We start from the raw sequence: 20,071 nt of genomic DNA on the forward strand, positions 1-20,071 counted from the left end.
GCGTCACCCGGCCGATTGCGGCCCCCGCCTGAGGCTTGCAAGCGTCAGCCCGTAGATACAGGCCACGATGATCGCGAAGGAGACGATCTGGTAGGGCGCGACCGCCTCGCCGAGGACGACGGCAGCGAGCACCATCGTCAGTGCCGGCCAGGGCGCGGTGATCGAACTGGCGAGGGACACGTCGATGTGACGGACGGCGTGGAACCAGACGATGAGCTCCAGATAATAGACCAGCCCGAGCGCGATGGCATGCGGCACGAAAATGGCGCGGACGACCCCGGTATCGAAGGCGCCGCCGGCAACGAGCATCAGCCCGAGAAAAACCGTCGAGATCGCAACCCGGAAGAACGTCACCTGGGCTGGCGTCACCGGCGTGTGCATCAGTTCCTCGCGAATGATCACATGGGCCACGCTCCACAGGAACGGCACGCCGAGGGCGACGAGAAACCAGAGCGACAGGCCGGAGGGGCGCAGGGTCCCCCCGGTGGCGAGGAAGACCAGTGTCGCGAGAAGCACCGCGGTGATCAGCAGTTCCAGCGGCGTCTTGCGCCGACCGAGAAAGATGGTTTCCCATGCGATCGCAAAGAGCGGATAGGCCTGGATGGCGATTGCAAGGTTCACGCTCCCCGCCTTTTCGGCCCCGAGCACATAGAGATAGGTCGACAGGCCGAACATCGCGCCGGTGGCAAGCGCGATAACAAGCGCCCGGCGCTTGCGGCCGGGCCCCCAGGTCGCGGCAAACACCCCCTTGCGGCGGGCGCCGACCATCTCGCCGGCAAACAGCGGTACGGCGAAAACGACTTGCCACGCCGACAGCGCAAAGGCGAAGACAAGCGCGTCCACGCGCAGGTCGCGCGCGTTCGACAGCACCGGCATGACGCCAAGCAATGCCAGACAGACCAGCGCCAGCAGGATTCCGGTTTTCGTATCAGGACGCCTCATGATCACCTCAATTTGATATGATTGATCCGGAAACTGACGCTGTTATTGATATGCTTCAAGGACTATATTGATCTCATGTCAATCTGGATGCCCAAGCTCGACGGCCGACGCGGCGCGAAATACCAGCAGCTCGTCGAGGCGCTTTCCGAGGATATTGCCTTGGGGCGCCTGCCACCGGGCGCGCGCCTTCCGCCCTATCGCGAGCTCGCCTATCGGCTGGGCATGTCGGCACAGACCGTCAGCCGCGCCTATGCGCAGGCGACCCGGCGGGGGCTCCTGCGCGGCGAGACCGGCCGCGGCACATTCGTCATCGACCCGTCCAGGCAGGCGGCAAGCGTGGCGCCGGCAAGTCTGGCGCGCGAGACGTCGGGACCGATCGACCTGTCGCGCAACCTGCCCTCGCCAAGCCGGGCGGACGGCCCCTTGCGCGACATCCTGCGCGAGATCGGCGCCACCGCGGATCTGCGCATGTTCCTCGACTACCAAAGCGGGGACGGAGAAGGCCCAACCCACGCGGCGGCGGCCCGCAGATGGCTGCAAGAGTGCGGTCTCGACGCCGGCATCGGCGAGGTCATCGGCACCTGCGGTGCCCAGCACGGGCTGTTCTGCGCCTTGACTGGACTGCTGTCGCCCGGCGACCTCATGCTGACCGAGGCGCTCGGCTATGCCCCGGTGCGCGTCATTGCCAAGCGCCTGGCGCTGCGCGCCCTCCCCGTCGAGATCGACGCGGAAGGGGTCTGCCCGGACAGCCTCGAGCGGCTGTGCCGGGACCGCCCGGTCCGCCTGCTCTATCTGACGGCGACGCTGCAGTCGCCGACGACGTCGACGATGTCGGACGAGCGGCGGCGACGCATCGCCGAGATCGCCCGGCGCCATGACATGCTGATCCTGGAAGACGACGTCTTCGGTCCGCTGAAGGACGACCGGCCGCCGCCGATTGCCTGTTTCGCGCCGGAACGGACGATCTATGTCACCAGCCTGTCGAAAAGCGTAGCGCCGGGCCTGCGGATCGGCTTCCTCCACGCGCCGGATGCGCTTGCGGACGCGGTGCGCCGGGCCGTCGTGCTCAGCGTGTGGATGACGCCCCCGCTGATGAGCGAGATCGCCGCGCGCCTGATCGAGAGCGGCATGGCCCTTCGCCTCCTCCTGGACCAGCGGGCAACGGCGCAGCGCCGGCAAACCCTTGCGCGCCAAATCCTTGGGCGCTTCGACCTCAACGCGGATCCGCAAGGTCTGCATGCCTGGCTGCGCCTGCCCGAGGGATGGAATGCGGGCAGCTTTCGAGCCGCCGCCGAGGCACGCGGCGTATTGGTGTCGGACGCGCGCGATTTCGCTGCCCCCGGCGTCGTTGCACCGGTGGCCGCGCGCCTCAGCCTCGGGCACGAGGCAAGCGATGCCCGGCTCGAAACCGGCCTCACCCGCCTCGCCGACCTGCTGTCGCAGCCGCCCCGCTCCGACGCCCTGTTCTTGTGACAACGCACAGGGCAGCGATAGGCCTATAGGCAGGAAAAGGACAGGTCCGGATAGCGGTGGAGATAGAGCTTGAACCAGGGGGTGAAGCGCTCGGGATGACTGCGCATTTCGCTGCGCAGGTCCGCCGGCATTGTCCAGCGGGTGGCCATCACCTCATCCGGATTGGCGTGGAGCGCAAGCGTCGCGCGATCGACGCTGGCGACGAACATGCTCACCCGCTCGTGTTCGTGCAGCCCGCCGCCGACATCGGCGGAATATTCCACGGTCCGCCGCCGTTCCAGGGGAACCGAAATCCCGAGCTCCTCGTCGAGCCGGCGCCGGGCGCAGGCCTCGACCGTCTCGTTCCAGTTCGGATGGGAGCAGCAGGTGTTCGCCCACAGTCCGCCGCAGTGGTATTTCGACAGGGCCCGCTGCTGGATCAGCAGGTGGGGACCGTCGAAGACGAAGACCGAGATCGCCAGGTGAAACACCGCCTCGCGGTGCGCCTGCAGCTTCTCGATCGGAAACAGCGATCCATCGCCGGCGATGCCGGGAATGAGGATGTCGGTCGAAGCGGTCATCGCGCTCTCCAGGGCGGCGGGTCGCGCGGAGCGACCCGGTCGTGTTCAGGCCGTCGTCCGCGCAAACGGTGATCGGCTGCGGTCAGGCGACCGCGCGGGACAGGGCGCATTGCGACCAGAGATCGTTCAACGCCCGGACCAGATGGTCGATGTCGTCGTCGCTGTGCAGCGGCGACGGCGTGAAGCGAAGTCGCTCCGTGCCTTCCGGCACCGTGGGGTAGTTGATCGGCTGAACGTAGATCCCATAGCCGTCGAGCAGCAAGTCCGAAAGCCATTTGCACTTCGCGGCACTGCCGACCATCACCGGAACGATGTGGCTCGGGTTCAGCATATGCGGGATGCCGTGGCGGTCGAGCAGCGCGCGCAAGCGCGCGACCCGGTCGGCCTGGAGCTTGCGCTCCGCGCGGCTTTGCTTCAGGTGCCGGATCGAGGCGGTGGCGCCCGCGGCCAGCGCCGGCGGCAGCGCCGTGGTGAAGATGAACCCGGAGGCGAACGAGCGAACGAAATCGCACAGGTCGCGGTCGGCGGCGATATAGCCACCCATCACCCCGAAGGCCTTGCCCAGCGTGCCCTCGATCACCGTGATGCGATCCATCAGGCCTTCGCGTTCGGCAACGCCGCCGCCGCGCGGCCCGTAGAGCCCGACGCCATGCACCTCGTCGAGATAGGTCATCGCGCCGTGTTTCTCCGCGACCTCGCAGATCTCGGCGATGGGCGCGATGTCGCCGTCCATCGAATAGACGCTTTCAAAGGCGACGAGCTTCGGCCGGGCCGGATCGTCGAGCGACAGGAGCCGGTCCAGATCCTCCGGCGAATTGTGCGTCCAGATGCGCTTTTCCGCCCGCGAATGGCGAATGCCCTCGATCATCGAGGCATGATTGAGCGCATCGGAATAGACGATGCAGCCGGGAATGCGCGAGGCCAGCGTGCCGAGTGCTGCCCAATTCGAGACATAGCCGGAGGTGAAGATCAGCGCGCCCTCCTTGCCGTGCAGTTCCGCCAGCTCCGCCTCCAGCGCCACGTGATAGTGGTTCGTGCCGGAAATGTTGCGGGTGCCCCCTGCCCCGGCGCCGCAGCGGTCGATGGCGTCCTTCATCGCGGCCGTCACGGTCGGATGCTGGCCCATGCCGAGATAGTCGTTGGAACACCACACCGTCACATCGTGCTGGCTGCCGTCATCGCGGTAGCGCACCGCCCGCGGGAACTCACCCGACATCCGCTCCAGATCGGCGAAGACACGATAGTTGCCCGCATCGCGCAATCCGTCGAGAGCCTGAGCGAAATAGGTTTTCATGTCCATGAGGAGGTCCCCCGCTTGTGTGGTGTGTTCTTTGCGCGCGTCTCGCCGGGGGCGGTTCGGGCAGGTGTCATGTGGGCGGGGCTGCGCCCTTCCTCGCCGCCGCCGCAATCGGCGGTGTCGCGGGCAGGCTCCGACGCGGCGCGGTCACGCGCAGCCCAGAGCCAGAGCTGTTCGTCGGAAACAGGCAGCACCAGAAAGATATGCTCCAGGACGGCGAGCGCCATGAAGGTGGTGAGCAGCATGAAGGCCACCGCACGGTGGGCGTCGGCCTCGCCCAGAGCGAGCGACATCAGCGCCCAGAGCGGATAGATCGACACGATGATCGTCACCGGCAGCAGCCAGCTGATCCGGTCCGTCCGGAAATAGCTCGTGAGATAACGCAGCCGCTTCGGAATCAGCACGCTCGCGGCGCGCGGCGCGCCCATGAAGATGTTGAGCTTGGCGCTGAGGCGCATCCCCCACAGCAGGAGATAGGTCCACAGGCCGGCATGATTGTCGCCGCCGGCGACGAGCAGGGTGACAACCGCGCCCCCCGCCAGCAGAGCCAGTTCATGATCGCGAACGGCCAGAAAGGCCAGGCGGAACCGCTGCAATCCGCGCGCCCCGCCGGGACAGCGGCTGTGGCGCGGTCCGGTGATCAAGCCGAACAGGAAGGTCGCCTCCAGCCAGGCCCAGACCGCCAGGGCGCTGCCGAAGCCGAGATAGGTGCCGGTCACGCTCTGCATGCCGGCGCTGGCATAAAGGCCGGCGCATCCCGCAAGCGCGCCGATGGTGAAGACCACCATCAGCCACTTTTGCCAGCGATCGCTCTGCCAGGCGGCGAACATGACCACTCCGGTCGCAAGCCACCAGACGAAGAGCGCCACCAGACCTGCTATTGCGAGATCCACCACGGTCTTTCCTTACCAGACGGGCTCAAGCCGGCTTACATCCGGGATGGCGTTGGACTTGGTCGGAATGACATAGATCCCCGCGAAGGCCACGGCAGCGGCCGTCCCCCAGAACGCCTTGCCGATCGCGCCGGCGATGCCGCCACGCTCGACCGCGGCATTCATCCGCGTGTTGATCCGGTTCAGCCGGCGGAAGCCCCTGAGCAGCGCCGGATTATCGAGATCGAGCACCAGCGGAAACACCTGACGGGTGATCTCCGAGGTGATGCGGAACACCCGCATGTCGTAATCCTCGATCTCCACGCCCAGCGCCTTGTGGAAGGCGGGCCTTGCATGGTCGCGCACATACATCGTCGCGAAAACGGCGAGCAGGAAGAACTTGATCCAGTATTTGTTGCGGCCCGAAAGCAGCTTGGGATCACTGCGCATCAGCAACGAGAAGGCCTCGCCGTGGCGGAACTCGTCGTTGCACCACTCGCGAAACCACTTGAAGATCGGGTGGAACCGGCGCTCGGGATGCTGCTCCAGATGCCGGTAGATCGTGATGTAGCGGGCGTAGCCGATCTTCTCCGACAGATAGGTCGCGTAATAGATGAACTTCGGCTTGAAGAAGGTGTATTTCTTCGCCTTGGCGAGGAAGCCCATGTTTACGCCGATGCCGAATTCCTTCAGCGCATCGTTGATGAAGCCGGCGTGGCGGGATTCGTCGCGGCTCATGTAGCCGAAGAGCTCGCAGATGTCCGGGTTCGACCCGCGCCGTTTCATTTCCTTGTAGAGCACGCAGCCGGAAAACTCCGCCGTCAGCGAACTGACCAAAAAGTCCACCAGTTCCTTGCGCAGGTCGTCGGGAAGCCCCTCAATGTCGAGGTCGTCCCAGTCGGCATTGCGCTTGAAGTGTCCCTTGTTGGGATCGGACTTCAGCTCCGCAATCAGCGCGTCCCACTCACCCCGGACGCTGCTGACGTCGATGCGGTCGAGCTCGTCGAAATCCGTGGTGTAGAACCGCGGATTGAGCATGGTCGATTCAAGGGCCGCCTTGGTCGTTTCATTGACGGGCACCGCTTCGGGATTTCCGGTCTTCGGGTCGACGTGGGTGTTCATAGCGTTGCCCTTTCGGAGAAGGAGAATTCGCACAGTTCCATGAATTCGAAGTCGCCGGTGGCGCGCGTCCAGGCACGTTCCAGCCGGCTGGCCCGGGTGATCGTGGCCGTGCGGCGAAAGCTCTGGCACTCGCCATAGGGCACGGCGACGGGCGCGCCATGCACCATGACCTCGTCACCCGGATAGACCACCGCGCCATTGTCGAAGCGAACGTGGGCGCCGAGCTGGTCGAAGGTGTTGTTGATCTCCACGGTGCAGGGCACCTCGACGCGCTTGCGCGACAAGAGGGACAGTTTCGCCATGGTCATTCCTCCCCTTTATTGCCCTGGACACCGCGGTCCAGGAATCCGACGAACTGGGCGACGATGTCGGATCCAAAGGCATTGAGATAAATCCGCTCCCCGGTCGCGGTGTCTGAAATAGAGACCGCGCCGCTGTTCCATCTGATCACGCGATAGGGCAGGTCCTGGCGGGCCTCCGCTACCAGGCGGATCCGCTTCAGTGCGGGCAGCGCCCCGCCGGCAAAGCCGCCCTTGCCCGGCTCGAGCCGCGCGATGACCTCACCCGAGACCGCATCTGCCACCACGATGATGCCGTCGGCGCGCTCCGAGAATGCGATGTCGCGCATGTCGACCGGAGTTCCGATCACATTGCGAACCGTGCCGATTTCCGTGCTCTGACCGAAGATCACCGCCGCGAAGACGAAGGCGACCAGGCCGATGGCACCGAACAGCGGCAGCCGGGGAAAGGCCGACCAGGACGATTGCGGCGCCTGCCGCCGTCCTTGCGAATGCATGTCCTCGGGTCTGGCGTGAACGGTCACAACTGTCTCCTATCCTGTCAGGGACGCAGGCTGGCGCAGGCCGCGCACGACACGGGCCGGACGGCGCTGTGCAACGGCGGGCGCTTCCGCCGCAGCCTGGTCGGTGTCGCCAAGCTGCGTCTGCAATTCCTTCGCCAGCAGGCTGGCGACGGCGACGACGTCGGGAAGGCAGATCATTGCCGGCTCGGGATGGGCGAAGCGCCACCCGCGCGCATGCGGCCACAGGATCAGCCAGGACAGACGAACGTCGGGCTTGAGCTTCAAGGCGATGGTGCCGCTGCCGTCGCCGCGCTTGTCGACACTGGCGCTGACGATTTCGGCGAAGGGCAGATTGAAGGTCACCGACAGCGCGACGCCGATGCGAAACACCACGCGGGCGTTGGTGATCGTATAGAGCGTCGTGCGGTTGACCGCCCAGGCGAAGCCCTCGGCGAGCAGGAGCACGATGGCGGCCATCGTGGTCAGCGCCCCGGCCGAAAACAGCACATAGCCGAACGGCCGACCGTCATAATATCCCGCCACCAGCGCCCAGGCGATGATCGCGAGGAAATAGGCGGCGATCCAGCGCGTCTTCAGAACGCGCCTTGCGACATGACGCATCTCGGGGCGGCCCTGCCAGAGGATGAATTCACCCTCCGGCAGCTCTTCCGGGAGACCCGGAACCGGCTCGAAGTCATGCTCCGGAGATTTGACCTGCCCGCTCATACCAGCGGCTCCGCGCGCTGCGGCGTGGCGTAGAGCTGGCCGGCACCGTAGTAGGCAACCACCTTCTCTTCTTCCAGCAGCGTCACCTGGTCCGCGCCGGCAAGGCCCGGAACATTCGCGAATTGCTCGGAGGTAATCGCATGGACGTAGACCACCTTCACACCGCCGCGCGCCTCCTTGTAGACGCAGAACGTCATCGGCAGGAGCACGGTCCGCTTGGCCTCGTCGGCCCCGATCTCGACCTCGAGATAACGGATCATCTGCTCCGAGCGGTCGACCCAGATGTCGGTCACCGTGCCGGCCAGCGCCTTGTCGCAGCCGAACACCCGCATGCCGCGCGGATCCCTGTCCTGGGTGGCGACGGAATAGTCGGTGGCGACCCGCATGGGAACGATCTTCGGCGTTCCCTCATGCGTCTGGTCGGGGCGGTCCGCGCGCTCAGCCCACGATCCCGGACCAACGCCACCAAGCATCGGATCGCCCGTCGGCTGGAGCGGCGCACCGGGGAAGCGCGCCGTGCGCTCCGCCGCAATCGGACGCGTGTCCCGGTCGTTGTTGGGAAAGGAGACGGTGCCATTGCCATGCGGCAGGACGAAGGTCTTGGGCTCGGCCAGGAAGAGCCAGGGGTCCTTGTTGAAGGCGCGCGTGGTGTCATTCTCCAGCGGGTAGCCCTCGCGCCGGTCTTCCTTGCGGATGTACCAGATCAGGCTCGCGAAAAAGACCCAGAACGCATAGAGCGTGACTTGAGCGACATCGATGCTACCAACAATTGATCCGGTTTCCATGACGGACCTCCCTTTGTCATTCCCGGCTCATCCCGGAAGATCGGCCAACCCGAACTGCCTGAGCCCATCGCGCCCGCCCGCAAACCGCTTGCCCGCAAGCGGTCCGAGAACGGCCAAACTCATGAAAAGAAGTACGATTTCAATATTGTAGACCACGTTGTACCCGGTGGATGCGGTCGTCAGGGCCGCGCCCAGGCTGCCGTCCAGCGCCAGCATGTTGACCACGTCGCGGGTGATGCCGCCGATGGCGAGACCAAGGCCGATGGCGGTGGCCTGCACCGCGCTGAAGGCGCCGATGGCAAAGCCCGCGTCGGTCTGGTCCGCCAGGTCCATTGCCGCCAGCATGGTGCCGACAGCAAACAGGCCGCCGCCGAAGCCGATCGCCAGCGTGCCGAAGCGAAACAGGGCGGCGGAACCGACCGGGCCGGAGAAGATGACCGCCGCGAAGGCGAAAATGCCAACCAGCGCGCCGCAGGCCGCCAGGCGGTGCATGTTCATGCCCCGGAGCAGCAAGCGACCGGCCAATGCGAAGCCGGCAAGCGTCCCGGCCGCCCAGACGGCGGTCAGAAGCGTGGTCTGGCTGACGCTGAGGCCCAGAATCTCGCCGCCATAGGGCTCCAGCAGGACATCCTGCATGCTGAAGGCCGCCGATCCGAGACCGACCCCGATCAGGAAACGCGCCATATGCGGGTTCTGTCGATAGGCCGCAAGCGCGTCCTTGAAACCCTGCACTTCCCGCCCTGCCCGGGTGGCCTGCGGCCGGCGCGGCTCCTGCTTCCACAAAGCCACCACGTTGATCAGCACGGTCACGACGGCGGCGCCCTGCACCACCTGGATGAGGCGCATCGCGGAAAAGTCGGCGAGCAGCAACCCGAAGGCGAGCGAGGCGAGGATCATGCCGACGAGCAGCATGACGTAGACCAGGGCGACGACGCGCGGACGGGTCTCTTCGGCGGCAAGGTCGGTCGCAAGCGCCAGGCCCGCCGTCTGCGCCATATGCATGCCGATGCCGGTCAGCAGGAAGGCGAAGGCGGCGGCCACCGGCCCGGCCCACTCGGGTCCGAGCGTTTGCGACTGAAGCAGGAGAAGCGCAAAGGGCATGAAGGCGAGACCGCCGAACTGCATCAGCGTTCCCAGCCAGAGGAAGGGCACGCGACGCCAGCCGAGCGCGGAGACATAGGTGTCGGACCGGTGCCCCATGAGCACGCGGAAGGGCGCTGCAAGCACCGGAATGGCGACCATCACCGCGACAAGACTGGTGGGAACGCCGAGTTCCAGGATCATCACCCGGTTCAGCGTGCCCGTCAGCAGGACCGCGGCCATGCCGACGGAGACCTGAAACAGCGACAGGCGCAGCAGCCGCGCGAGCGGCAGGTCGGGAGACGCGGCATCGGCAAACGGCAGGAACCGCGTGCCCAGCCGCTGCCAGAACCCGATCATGCGCTGCATTGCGCGGCTGCCGACGGTCATGACCGTGTCACCTCCATCGACTGGGAAATGTAGAAGCCGCTGGAGACGCGGGTGCTGTGTCCGGTCTTCCAGCCTTCAAGCCTTGCATCGCGCTCGAGACGGCGCGCCATGCGCTCGAGCGACGCCGGCTCGATCGCCGGCGCACGGTCGCCGCGCGGGAACAGCCGCCCGATGGTGTGCATCGTCGCAAGCAACGGCGTGCGGGGGGCAAGCGTGAACAGGATCCTGTTTTCCGTGTGCCCGGCAAGGCGCGCCACCGCCGTCACGACATCCTCGGCCCGGTAGTGGATGAGCGAATCCATGGCCACCACCGCATCGAAACGCCCATGCGCATCGCTGAGCATGTCACCGGCCGCGAAGTGGATATGCGCCGCGAGGCCGGCAGCCTCCGCCTGGCCTTCGGCGAAGCGCACCATCTCCGGCGAGAGATCGATGCCGACGACATCGGCGCCGCGCCGCGCAAGCTCCAGGGACAAATGCCCCGCCCCGCAGCCGGCATCGAGAACCCGCCAGCCGGCGAGATCATCGGGCAGGCCGGCCAGCAGCGTCGCCCGCATCCGGTCGCGGCCGGCCCGCACGGTGGCGCGGATCCGTCCCAGCGGCTCGTCGCTGGCGAACTTCTTCCAGGCATCCACCGCCGTGCGGTCGAAATAGACCTGCAACTCGCCTCTGCGGCGGACGTAGCTTGCATCGGGCATCGCCTGTGTCATCCCGCTTGATCCTTACTCGAAGCCGAGAAAATCGAAGATTTCGCGATCCTTCATCGGGGTCGCATCCAGCTCGTCGGACCCGCTCAACAGGTATTCGGCGAGCTTCAGGTACTCCTGCTGGATCGCCTTGACCTCGGGCGTTTCCTCCATCTCGAAGAGGGTGCATTTCTTCAGCCGGCTGATCCGCACCGCGTCGGAATCGGCGATATGCGCCAGCCGCTTGAGGCCGATGGCATCGTTGAAACGGTCGATCTGGTCGGTTTCGCGCGACCGGTTGGCGATCACGCCGCCAAGGCGTACGTCGTAGTTCTTCGACTTCGCCTTGATCGCCGCCACGATACGGTTCATCGCGAAGATGCTGTCGAAGTCGTTGGCGGCGACGACCAGCGCGCGCTCGGCATGCTGCAGCGGCGAGGCAAAGCCGCCGCACACCACATCGCCCAGCACGTCGAAGAGCACGACGTCGGTGTCTTCCAGCAGATGATGCTCCTTGAGGAGCTTCACGGTCTGCCCGACGACATAGCCGCCGCAGCCGGTGCCGGCCGGCGGACCGCCGGCCTCGACGCATTTCACGCCGTTATAGCCTTCGAAGACGAAGTCCTCGGCGCGCAGCTCCTCGGAGTGGAAGTCGACGCCTTCCAGAATGTCGATCACCGTCGGGATCAGCGACTTGGTCAGCGTGAAGGTGGAATCGTGCTTGGGGTCGCAACCGATCTGCAAGACCCGCTTGCCGAGCAGGGAAAAGGCGACCGACAGGTTCGACGAGGTGGTGGACTTGCCGATGCCGCCCTTGCCGTAGATTGCAAAGACCTTCGCGCCTTCGATCTCGAGCGACGGATCCAGATGAACCTGGACGCTTCCCTCGCCGTCCTCACCGCGCCCGGCCGCTTTCTTGAGCGCCCTTGCCTCGCGTTCGGCTGTCTTGGGATGGGTGTAAAGGTTCATGCCGCGAACTCCACTGTCAGGCCCTCGAGCCGGTCTTCCAGTTCTTCCCCGGCCGCGCGCAGCGCCGCCCAGGTCTCGTCGTCGGGTTCCCAGAATTCCCGCTCGCCCGCCTCGATGAGACGATTGGCGAGTTTCACGCTGGCCTTGGGATTGAGCTCCGCCAGCCGGCGCCGCATGTCGGCGTCGAGCACGAAAGTCTCTGTGAGATGCTTGTAGACCCAGGGCGACACCTGGCCCGTCGTTGCCGACCAGCCGAGCGTGTTGGTGACATGGCTTTCGATCTGGCGAACGCCCTCGTAGCCGTGCTTGAGCAGGCCCTCGTACCACTTCGGATTGAGCATCCGGGTGCGCGTCTCCAGCGCGACCTGCTCCTCCAGCGTGCGTACCTTGCCGGTGCCGGTGGTCTGGTCGCCGACATAGACCGGGATCGAGCCGCCGCCGGAGGTGCGCACCGCCGAGCTGATGCCGCCGAGCGTATCGAAATAGTGATCGATCGCCGTGATGCCGAGCTCGACGGATTCAATGTTCTGATAGGCCGCCTCGACGCCTTGCAGGATCTCGCCGAGGAGTTCGCTGCGCTGCACCGGCTTGCCGTCCGCGCCATAGGCGAAGCTCTTGCGGCTCGTATAGGTCGCGCCGATTTCCTCCGCATCGTCCCAGGCGCCGCTGTCGATCAGCAGGTTGACGTTTGAGCCATAGGCCCCGGCCGCATTGGAAAACACCCTGAGGGCTGCTTCTTCCAGAGGAACGCCATGCCTCTCGGCGTGGGAGAGGGCCTGCGCGCGGATCGGGTTCTCCTCGTCCGGCTCGTCGGCCATCGCCGCCTTGAGGCTGGCATCGGCGAGAAGCCGGGTCTGCAACGGCAGCAGGTCGCGGAAGATGCCCGAAAGCGTCATCACCACATCGACCCGGGCCCGGCCCAGCTGCTCGAGAGGCACAAGGTCCGCGCCGGCAAGCCGGCCGAAACTGTCGAAGCGGGGCTTTGCACCGATCAGCGCCAGCGCCTGGGCAATGGGCGCGCCTTCCGACTTCAGGTTGTCGGTTCCCCACAACACCATGGCGACGCGGCGCGGCAGGCGGCCGTTGTCGGCGACATAGCGCGCCAGCAGCTTGTCGGCCTGCTCCGCGCCGTCGCGAAGGGCAAAGGCGCTCGGCAGGCGGAACGGATCGAAGCCGTGAAGGTTGCGGCCCGTGGGCACGATGTCCGGCGAGCGCAGCACATCGCCGCCGCTGACCGGGCGGATGTAGCGCGCATCGAGCGCGGCCAGGAGGGCCGGCAATTCGGTCTCGCGCTTGAGGTCGGCATCGAGACGGCGCAGTCGTGCCGCCGCCTCGGACGTATCCTTGGCGGATTTGGCGGAAGACGGCGCGTCGAGCACTTCGGCGAGCTCGGCGTCGGACAGGGCCGCCTCGCCGGCCGCGGCATTGACCGAGCGCAGCAGGTCGGCGCGCTCCGCATCGCCCGGGGTCTCGCCAACGACATGCAGGCCGTGCGGGATCAGCGAGGTTTCAAACTCCCGCAAACGGTCCGCAAGGGCCGGCACAACACCCTCGCCCGTCGCGCTCCATTGCGCATCCGCGGTGATCAGGTCCAGCGCCTCGGCCTGCTGGCGGATCGTCTCGGCAAGCCCCGTCAGCTCCTGCGTCGCTCCGGGCGGCAGGCCGCGCCAGCGGTCGATGGCGCCCTTGAGGTCCGAAAGCCCCTTGTAGAGACCGGCCGCGGTGATCGGCGGGGTCATGTAGCTGACAAGCGTCGCCGCGGACCGGCGCCGGGCAATCGCCCCTTCCGAGGGATTGTTCGCGGCGTAGAGATAGATGTTCGGCAGATCGCCGATCAGACGGTCGGGCCAGCAGTCGGCGGACAGGCCCGCCTGCTTGCCGGGCATGAATTCCAGCGCGCCATGGGTGCCGAAATGCAGCACCGCATTCGCCCCGAAATCCTTGCGCAGATAGCGGTAGAAGGCGGCAAAGGCATGCGTCGGCGCAAAGCCGCTTTCAAACAGCAGGCGCATCGGATCGCCCTCGTAGCCGAAGGCGGGCTGGATGCCGACCAGCACGTTGCCGAAGGCCTTGCCGAGGACCAGGATGTTGGCGCCATCGCTTTGCTGGCGTCCTGGCGCGGGGCCCCATTGCGCCTCGATCTCGGCAAGCCACGGCTCGCGCCGCACATGCGTGTCGGCGGGGATCCAGTCATGCACATTCGCGTCGGTGCCATAGCGCTCGGCATTGCCCTGCAGCAAGGCGTCGCGCAGCGCATCGGCATCGTCCGGCAGGTCGACCGCGTAGCCGTCGGCCTTGAGCGCGGTGAGCGTGTTGAACAGGGAGCGGAACACGCCGAGATAGGCGGCGGTGCCGGTCGCGCCGCCATTCGGCGGGAAGTTGTAGAGGACGATGGCGAGCTTGCGCTCGTCCTTGCGGCGACGGCGCATCGCCACAATCCGCTCGATGCGCGCGGCCAGCATCTCCGACCGCTCGGGGCAGGCGTGCATGTCGCGACCGTTGACCGCGATGCCGAAGTCGCAACGACGCCCGCAGCCCTCGCACGGTCCCGAGCCATCGGTGCGGCCGCCATAGAGGATCGGCCCGGTCGCCCCGTCGATTTCGGGAAGCGCGACCATGATGGTGGTTTCCACCGGCGTCAGCCCCTGCTCGCCCCGTCCCCACTGCTGGAGGCTCTGGAACTCCGTCGCGAAGGCGGACAGATAGGGCACGTTCAGCGCGGCAAGCGCGTCTTCCGCCGCGCGGGAATCATTGTAGGCCGGTCCGCCCACCAGCGAGAAGCCTGTGAGCGACACGACGCAATCGACACAGGCGACGCCGTGCTTGAGGAAGTAGCTGTCGATCACCGGGCGCGCATCGAGACCGCTGGCGAAGGCTGTGATGACGTTCAGGCCCTTGGCCCCAAGCGCTGCGATCACCGCGTCATAGTGGTCGGCATTGTCGGCCAGGAGATAGGAGCGCATCACCAGAACACCGACGGTGCCGTTTTCCGGATCGAAATGCGCTGCCTTGCGGAAGCTCTCGACCCGGTCCGTGATCCGTCCGGCAAGCTCCGGGTGGTACAGACCGACGTCCGGATAGTGGATCGGCGGTTCCGGCCTGACCAGTGCCCGCAGATGCGCCCGCTCGCCCGTCGCATAGCGCGAGATCAGATAGCGCACGAGGTTGACGACATTCTCGTCGGAGCCGGCGAGCAGATACTGCAGGGTCAGGAAATAGGCGCGCAGGTCCTGCGCCTTGCCGGGAATGAACTTCAGGATCTTCGGCAGTTGGCGCAGCATTTTCATCTGCCCCCGGCTGGCCGAGCCGCTCTTGCCGGACTTTCCGCGCAGGCGCTTGAGGAACCCCAGCGCCCCGCCCGTCGGCTTGTCCATCCGGAAATCGCCGATCCGCGTCATCTTGACGATTTCGGCGGCGGACAGACACCCGACCACCGCGTCGCAGGTCTCCCGACGTTCCAGGAGCCAGGGCTCGACCACCTTGATGTGCTCTTCCAGGAACATCATGCTGGCGACGACGATGTCCGCAGTCGCGATATCCGCCCGGCAGCGTTCGGGCGCGGAGGCGTCTGTGCCCCATTCGGCGACCGCATGCAGCGACAGCGTGAGGCCCGGCAGTTCCTTTTTCAGGATGACGCGCGCGCGGTCGACGGCACTCGCCATATGGCTGTCGAGCGTCACGATCGCGACGCGGACCGGTGTCTGCGAGAGCACCGCGCCCGACCTGCGGCTATCGGCCGAAATACGCTTTGGCATCGTACAGGGTCTCTACTGTTATGGGCGCCACTCCGCGTTCGGCGGCAAAACGCTCGGTGTTGCGCCTTGCCTTGCCGCGGACGAAAAACGGGATCTTGCGAAGCTCCTTTTCCGCATCATTGGTCCAGCCGGCCGGCAGTGTTTCGGCCGCCGGCGCGTGGATGTCGCCTTGGGGTGCGGCACCCGTGTGCGCCGCGTTCGCCGCAGCCGCCTGGTCTTGCCGGTCCGCCTTGCCGCCCAGCGCCGCGAGATGCGACGCCTCGGCGGTGTCGTTGAATTCGAAATCCTCGCGGAACATCCCGAGCAGGTGCTCTTCCAGCCCCATCATCAGCGGGTGCACCCAGCTGTCGAAGATCACGTTGGCGCCCTCGAACCCCATCTGCGGCGAATAGCGTGCGGGGAAATCCTGGACATGAACGGGCGAGGAAATCACCGCGCAGGGAAGCCGCAACCGCTTGGCGACATGACGCTCCATCTGGGTGCCGAGCACCAGTTCGGGCTGCGCCGCGACGATCGCGTCCTCGACCTCCAGGTGGTCATCGGTGATCAATGCCTCGACGCCGTGGTCCGCCGCGGCGGCGCGCACATCCCTGGCGAACTCGCGGGCGTAGGTGCCCAGCCCGCAGACCTTGAAGCCGAGCTCGTCCCGGCAGATCCGGGCGGCGGCGACCGCATGGGTGGCATCGCCGAAGATGAACACCCGCTTGCCGGTCAGATAGTTGGAATCGATGGAGCGGGCATACCAGGACAGCCGCTCGCCGAGCGCCTCGAGCGCCGGCTCAGGATCGACACCGGCAAGCGCCGCGATCTCGCACACGAAGTCGCGTGTCGCCGTCGCGCCGATCGGAATGGTGGCGCTGCGCGGCTGCTTGAAGGTGCGCTCCAGCCAGCGTGCGGCCGTATCGGCGATCTCGGGGTAGAGCACGACGTTGAAATCCGCCTCGGGAAGGCGTGCGATGTCGGCGGGCGTCGCGCCGAGCGGCGCAATCACGTTCACCGGCACGCCCAACGCGTCAAGAATACCCTTCACCTCGCGGATGTCGTCGCGGTTGCGAAAGCCGAGCGCGGTGGAGCCGAGGATGTTGCAGGTCTTGCGGGTCCGCCCCGAGCGGTCGGGCGGGGCAATGCCGCCGCAGAACCCGCGCACCAGCCGGTAGAAGGTTTCGGCCGCGCCCCAGTTTTCCTTTTTCTGATAGGACGGCAGCTCCAGCGGGATCACCGGGATCGACAGGCCGAGCGCCTTTGCAAGCCCTGCGGGATCGTCCTGGATCAGTTCCGCCGTGCAGGAGGCGCCGACCAGAATGGCCTGCGGCTGGAACCGCTCGACCGCGTGCTGGCAGGCGGTCTTGAACACCTCGGCCGTGTCCTTGCCCAGATCACGCGCCTGGAAGGTCGTATAGGTCACCGGCGGACGCGACTTGCGCCGCTCGATCATCGTGAACAGAAGGTCGGCGTAGGTGTCGCCCTGGGGCGCGTGCAGCACATAGTGCAAGCCGCTCATCGACGCGGCAATGCGCATCGCACCCACATGCGGCGGTCCTTCATATGTCCAAACGGCCAGCTGCATCGTCTAGATCTCCACCTTGAGTGCCGCGCGCCGTCGCAGGGGACGGGCGAAGAGCTCGGCGAGATCGCCGGCCTGCTCGTAACCCTGGATGGGGGCGAAGACGAGCTCGATCGACCACTTGGTGGTCCGTCCTTCCGCCTCGAACGGATTGCCGAGACCCATGCCGCAAACGATCAGGTCCGGATCCGCCGCGCGGCAGCGCGCGATCTGCAGATCGACGTCCTGGCCCTCGCTCAGGACGATGTCCGACGGGAGTTGGCTGAGGTCGGCGTTCATGTGGGTGCGGTGGAGATAGGGCGTGCCGACCTCCAGGATCCGCGCGCCTGCCTCGACATGCAGGAAGCGGGCAAGCGCCGGCTCCATCTGCGAATCGGGGAAGAAGAACACGCTGCGTCCGCACAGATCGTCGCGGTGATGGGCAAGGGCGGCCCGCGCCCGCTCGCGACCGGGCCGCGTCACGCTCTCGAAGCGCTCGCCGGTGACGCCGAACGCGTCTGCCGCGGCGCCGAGCCAGGCCGTCGTGCCCTGTTCGCCGAGCGGAAACGGCGCCTCGATCAGCGTCGCGCCGCGCGCCTCCAGCGCCTTGGTTGCCGCCCCGAGCCAGGGCTGGGCCAGCAACAGCCGCGTGTTCGGACCGATTGCGGGAAGCTCCGAGCCCTTGCGCGAGGGCAGGAAAGCAACGTCGCCAATGCCCAATGCCTCGAACAGGCGCCGGAACTGATCCTCCACCACATCGGCAAGCGTTCCGACAACCATCAGCGACGGAGAGGCCGCAGCCGGCGCCTCCGGCAACTCGGCGGCAAGCGAGGCGAGGAAATTGTCTTCCCCTTGGGTGAACGTCGTCTCGATGCCGCTGCCGGAATAGCTGATGACACGCGTTTCGGGCGCATGCAGACGGTTCAGCCGCCCGGCGGCCCGCGGCAGGTCGAGCTTGATCACCTCAGAGGGGCAAGAGCCGACGAGGACCAGCATCCTGATGTCGGGACGCCGAGCAAGCAGACGCTCGACAACACGGTCGAGTTCCTCGTTGAGATCGGCCATGCCGGCGAGATCGCGCTCGTCGATGATGGCCGTTGCAAAACGCGGCTCGGCGAAGATCATCACCCCGGCGGCCGACTGCATCAAATGGGCACAGGTGCGCGAGCCGACGATCAGGAAGAACGCATCCTGCACCTTGCGATGCAGCCAGATGATCGACGTCAGGCCGCAGAACACCTCGTGCTGGCCGCGCTGGCGCAGCGGTGCCGCCTGCGTGGCGCAGTCCGCGCCCGTGCTTTGGGGAAGGCGCTCCAGGACGCTCATGCGGCACCTCCCGCAACGGGCGTTGCCGATGTGGCGGCCGCCTCGCCGCCGCTCCCTTGCGCGGACGCCTGAAGTCGGGCCTGCCGCAGCTTCCAGAGAAACTGGGCCGCATTGACCGCGTAGGTCGCATAGGCGGCCAGCGCCAGCACCATCAGCGCGGACGGCGCGAGCAGCGCGTAGAAATAGGCGAGAAGATAGGCGGTATGGAGCGCCAGCACGGCGAAGGAAACCACGTCCTCCCAGAAAAACGCCGGGGCCAGGAGATATTGTCCGAAGACCTCCTTCTCCCAGATCGCTCCGGTGATCATGATCGTGTAGAGCGTGAAGGTCTTGACGATGATCGAGATATTGGCCGCGACCAGCCCCTCGCCTGTCAGCAGGAAACGGGCAATCAGCGCCACGCTGACCAGACACACCAGAAACTGAACCGGCGCCAGCACGCCCTGAATCAGCGTCCAGGGGGAGGCGTCGCGGCGGGCCCGCTGCGCCTCTGTATAGAGCCCGACCGGCACCGCAGGTCCATGCTGACCCCTGAAACCGTCTGGCGCCTTTTTGTCGGTGTCGCGTGTCAATTCCCGCCTCCCTCAGGATCTGTCCGGAAACAGTAAACCCGACTTTGCGCGAGTGTCAACTTTTGTTGACGTTATGTTTCGTTTACACAAAAAATAAAGTGTGACATTGTATCGCCAGTGGAAAAAATCCACCCCACATACCGCCCGTCCGGGCGATGGATCAGCGGACGGCGGAAGACAACAGGACCAGGTTCCCAACAGTGCTGCGACATTTTGCGGCTCCCTCGCGCCGCGATCCGACCCGCATCAGGCACTTGCAGGGCCGAGAAACGGACCGGTCTGGAACCATGCACAGAGCGGGATTAGACACGCGCGGCGCGTTTGACGAGCGCGCAAGACATGCGATCGTGAGCATCGGCATGCCGCCGGTCACGACAACAACGCGCGACCTCCACGGCATGGCACATCGCGTCTTGCGCGAGGTTGCGGCGCGCCACGGACCGACCTCCAGACATGCCCGCAATCCGGCCTGCGATCTGGCCAAGCGGATCAAGGCCCGCGTCTGCGACCCGACCTCCACCGTTGCTGCGGACGCGGCCTTCGCGCTGATCGCGGACAGTGCGTTGACCACCCAGGACCGGCTTGAGGTCCTGGAAACCGTTGCCCGGGCGATCGGCGACGACTGGAACGACGACGCGACGTCCTTCCTCGACGTGACCATCGCGATGGGTCGGCTGCAATGCGTGATGCGGCGAATCTGCCAATTGGAAAGCGCGGGGCGACCGGAAAAGACAAACGGCAGATGTCTACTTCTGGTTCCGGCTCAGGAGCATCACACTTTTGGGGTGTGCATTCTGGAAGAAATATTGCGGGCGTTCGGCTGGGAAACCGACCTCTTTCAGGTTGAATCAATTGATTTTCTTGAAAAAAGGTTAGACAAGGCACAAATCGATATCGTTTGTTTCTCTTGGACAAACGCTGCGCTTGCCTCAATTGCCGGTGACTGTGTGAAGGCTGTCGAAAGAATCCCTGCGCCGCAACGCCCCGCCATCATTTCGGGCGGCCATGCAGCGGGACAAAATCCCGCATGGCTGGTTCGCCTTGGCGTGGACTATGTTTGCGACAGCATCCATGTCGCGCTGCAGATCGCCGACATTCACCTGCGTGAACTCCGGGCCGATCTTACCTTCCCGGATTTGCGGCACGCCCCACAAGACACACGGCCGTGATT

General features: G+C 65.9%; 18 protein-coding genes. 2 read left to right on the plus strand and 16 right to left on the minus strand.

The genetic code is table 11. The annotated features are described in order from the left end of the window. Positions 1-3: 3 nt before the first annotated feature. A complete protein-coding gene (locus tag LC092_RS16355) occupies positions 4-942 on the minus strand; it encodes a DMT family transporter (RefSeq protein WP_224808296.1) in 939 nt (312 codons plus the stop codon). A gap of 75 nt (positions 943-1,017) precedes the next feature. Here LC092_RS16355 and LC092_RS16360 point away from each other — a divergent pair, with 75 nt between their 5' ends. Next, entirely contained in the window at positions 1,018-2,415 is a 1,398-nt protein-coding gene (locus tag LC092_RS16360; protein ID WP_224808297.1) for a PLP-dependent aminotransferase family protein, read from the plus strand. 23 nt (positions 2,416-2,438) lie between these two features. On the opposite strand, the gene LC092_RS16365 is transcribed toward LC092_RS16360, so the two are convergent. From LC092_RS16365 to bchF, 15 genes are all read right to left on the minus strand, one after another. Then, positions 2,439-2,975 (minus strand): isopentenyl-diphosphate Delta-isomerase, encoded by a 537-nt coding sequence (locus LC092_RS16365; RefSeq protein ID WP_224808298.1) that lies wholly within the window; start codon positions 2,973-2,975, stop codon positions 2,439-2,441. An 82-nt stretch (positions 2,976-3,057) separates the two neighbouring features. After that, positions 3,058-4,275, minus strand: a complete 1,218-nt coding sequence (gene hemA, locus LC092_RS16370; protein WP_224808299.1) for a 5-aminolevulinate synthase — start codon at positions 4,273-4,275, stop codon at positions 3,058-3,060. After that, positions 4,266-5,165, minus strand: a complete 900-nt coding sequence (puhE, locus tag LC092_RS16375) for a putative photosynthetic complex assembly protein PuhE (RefSeq protein ID WP_224808300.1) — start codon at positions 5,163-5,165, stop codon at positions 4,266-4,268. Before puhE ends, hemA begins: the two co-directional genes overlap by 10 nt. Positions 5,166-5,177: 12 nt before the next feature. Continuing rightward, positions 5,178-6,266, minus strand: a complete 1,089-nt coding sequence (gene acsF, locus LC092_RS16380; protein WP_224808302.1) for a magnesium-protoporphyrin IX monomethyl ester (oxidative) cyclase — start codon at positions 6,264-6,266, stop codon at positions 5,178-5,180. Next, positions 6,263-6,568 carry a hypothetical protein gene (locus LC092_RS16385; protein WP_156884747.1) on the minus strand — a complete coding sequence of 102 codons (306 nt, stop codon included), beginning with the start codon at positions 6,566-6,568 and terminating at the stop codon, positions 6,263-6,265. Before LC092_RS16385 ends, acsF begins: the two co-directional genes overlap by 4 nt. Before the next feature lie 2 nt (positions 6,569-6,570). After that, on the minus strand, positions 6,571-7,089 hold the full coding sequence (gene puhC, locus LC092_RS16390) for a photosynthetic complex assembly protein PuhC (protein ID WP_224808304.1): 519 nt from the start codon (positions 7,087-7,089) through the stop codon (positions 6,571-6,573). Positions 7,090-7,098: 9 nt separating this feature from the next. Then, positions 7,099-7,794 carry a photosynthetic complex putative assembly protein PuhB gene (gene puhB / locus LC092_RS16395; RefSeq protein ID WP_224808306.1) on the minus strand — a complete coding sequence of 232 codons (696 nt, stop codon included), beginning with the start codon at positions 7,792-7,794 and terminating at the stop codon, positions 7,099-7,101. Then, complete coding sequence (gene puhA, locus LC092_RS16400) at positions 7,791-8,579, minus strand: photosynthetic reaction center subunit H (protein WP_224808309.1); 789 nt, start codon at positions 8,577-8,579, stop codon at positions 7,791-7,793. Before puhA ends, puhB begins: the two co-directional genes overlap by 4 nt. Before the next feature lie 27 nt (positions 8,580-8,606). Then, on the minus strand, positions 8,607-10,049 hold the full coding sequence (locus LC092_RS16405) for a BCD family MFS transporter (protein ID WP_224808310.1): 1,443 nt from the start codon (positions 10,047-10,049) through the stop codon (positions 8,607-8,609). Further along, a complete protein-coding gene (gene bchM, locus LC092_RS16410; RefSeq protein ID WP_224808341.1) occupies positions 10,046-10,747 on the minus strand; it encodes a magnesium protoporphyrin IX methyltransferase in 702 nt (233 codons plus the stop codon). Before bchM ends, LC092_RS16405 begins: the two co-directional genes overlap by 4 nt. A gap of 24 nt (positions 10,748-10,771) precedes the next feature. Then, a complete protein-coding gene (gene bchL / locus LC092_RS16415; protein ID WP_224808311.1) occupies positions 10,772-11,704 on the minus strand; it encodes a ferredoxin:protochlorophyllide reductase (ATP-dependent) iron-sulfur ATP-binding protein in 933 nt (310 codons plus the stop codon). Further along, positions 11,701-15,459 carry a magnesium chelatase subunit H gene (locus LC092_RS16420; RefSeq protein ID WP_224808312.1) on the minus strand — a complete coding sequence of 1,253 codons (3,759 nt, stop codon included), beginning with the start codon at positions 15,457-15,459 and terminating at the stop codon, positions 11,701-11,703. Before LC092_RS16420 ends, bchL begins: the two co-directional genes overlap by 4 nt. Next, positions 15,434-17,026 (minus strand): ferredoxin:protochlorophyllide reductase (ATP-dependent) subunit B, encoded by a 1,593-nt coding sequence (gene bchB / locus LC092_RS16425; protein WP_224808313.1) that lies wholly within the window; start codon positions 17,024-17,026, stop codon positions 15,434-15,436. The genes LC092_RS16420 and bchB overlap by 26 nt, the downstream gene beginning before the upstream one ends. A gap of 3 nt (positions 17,027-17,029) precedes the next feature. Then, the gene (locus LC092_RS16430; protein ID WP_224808314.1) at positions 17,030-18,328 is read right to left on the minus strand and encodes a ferredoxin:protochlorophyllide reductase (ATP-dependent) subunit N; all 1,299 of its coding nucleotides are present in this window, start codon (positions 18,326-18,328) and stop codon (positions 17,030-17,032) included. Further along, positions 18,325-18,840 (minus strand): 2-vinyl bacteriochlorophyllide hydratase, encoded by a 516-nt coding sequence (bchF, locus tag LC092_RS16435; RefSeq protein ID WP_224808343.1) that lies wholly within the window; start codon positions 18,838-18,840, stop codon positions 18,325-18,327. The genes LC092_RS16430 and bchF overlap by 4 nt, the downstream gene beginning before the upstream one ends. Before the next feature lie 407 nt (positions 18,841-19,247). Between bchF and LC092_RS21295 the strand changes: the two genes are divergently transcribed. Then, complete coding sequence (locus LC092_RS21295) at positions 19,248-20,069, plus strand: B12-binding domain-containing protein (protein WP_224808315.1); 822 nt, start codon at positions 19,248-19,250, stop codon at positions 20,067-20,069. Positions 20,070-20,071 lie beyond the last annotated feature (2 nt).

The organism is Stappia stellulata (assembly GCF_020176715.1).
Taxonomy (GTDB): domain Bacteria; phylum Pseudomonadota; class Alphaproteobacteria; order Rhizobiales; family Stappiaceae; genus Stappia.

Excerpts from the sequence above, each read along its gene's own strand:
- LC092_RS16385 (WP_156884747.1), bottom strand. The coding sequence starts at position 6,568 with ATGGCGAAACTGTCCCTCTTGTCGCGCAAGCGCGTCGAGGTGCCCTGC.
- acsF (WP_224808302.1), bottom strand. The coding sequence starts at position 6,266 with ATGAACACCCACGTCGACCCGAAGACCGGAAATCCCGAAGCGGTGCCC.
- bchB (WP_224808313.1), bottom strand. The coding sequence starts at position 17,026 with ATGCAGCTGGCCGTTTGGACATATGAAGGACCGCCGCATGTGGGTGCG.
- LC092_RS16365 (WP_224808298.1), bottom strand. The coding sequence starts at position 2,975 with ATGACCGCTTCGACCGACATCCTCATTCCCGGCATCGCCGGCGATGGA.
- LC092_RS16360 (WP_224808297.1), top strand. The coding sequence starts at position 1,018 with ATGTCAATCTGGATGCCCAAGCTCGACGGCCGACGCGGCGCGAAATAC.
- LC092_RS16405 (WP_224808310.1), bottom strand. The coding sequence starts at position 10,049 with ATGACCGTCGGCAGCCGCGCAATGCAGCGCATGATCGGGTTCTGGCAG.
- LC092_RS16430 (WP_224808314.1), bottom strand. The coding sequence starts at position 18,328 with ATGAGCGTCCTGGAGCGCCTTCCCCAAAGCACGGGCGCGGACTGCGCC.
- hemA (WP_224808299.1), bottom strand. The coding sequence starts at position 4,275 with ATGGACATGAAAACCTATTTCGCTCAGGCTCTCGACGGATTGCGCGAT.
- LC092_RS16420 (WP_224808312.1), bottom strand. The coding sequence starts at position 15,459 with ATGCCAAAGCGTATTTCGGCCGATAGCCGCAGGTCGGGCGCGGTGCTC.
- bchM (WP_224808341.1), bottom strand. The coding sequence starts at position 10,747 with ATGCCCGATGCAAGCTACGTCCGCCGCAGAGGCGAGTTGCAGGTCTAT.
- bchL (WP_224808311.1), bottom strand. The coding sequence starts at position 11,704 with ATGAACCTTTACACCCATCCCAAGACAGCCGAACGCGAGGCAAGGGCG.
- puhB (WP_224808306.1), bottom strand. The coding sequence starts at position 7,794 with ATGAGCGGGCAGGTCAAATCTCCGGAGCATGACTTCGAGCCGGTTCCG.
- puhA (WP_224808309.1), bottom strand. The coding sequence starts at position 8,579 with ATGGAAACCGGATCAATTGTTGGTAGCATCGATGTCGCTCAAGTCACG.
- LC092_RS16355 (WP_224808296.1), bottom strand. The coding sequence starts at position 942 with ATGAGGCGTCCTGATACGAAAACCGGAATCCTGCTGGCGCTGGTCTGT.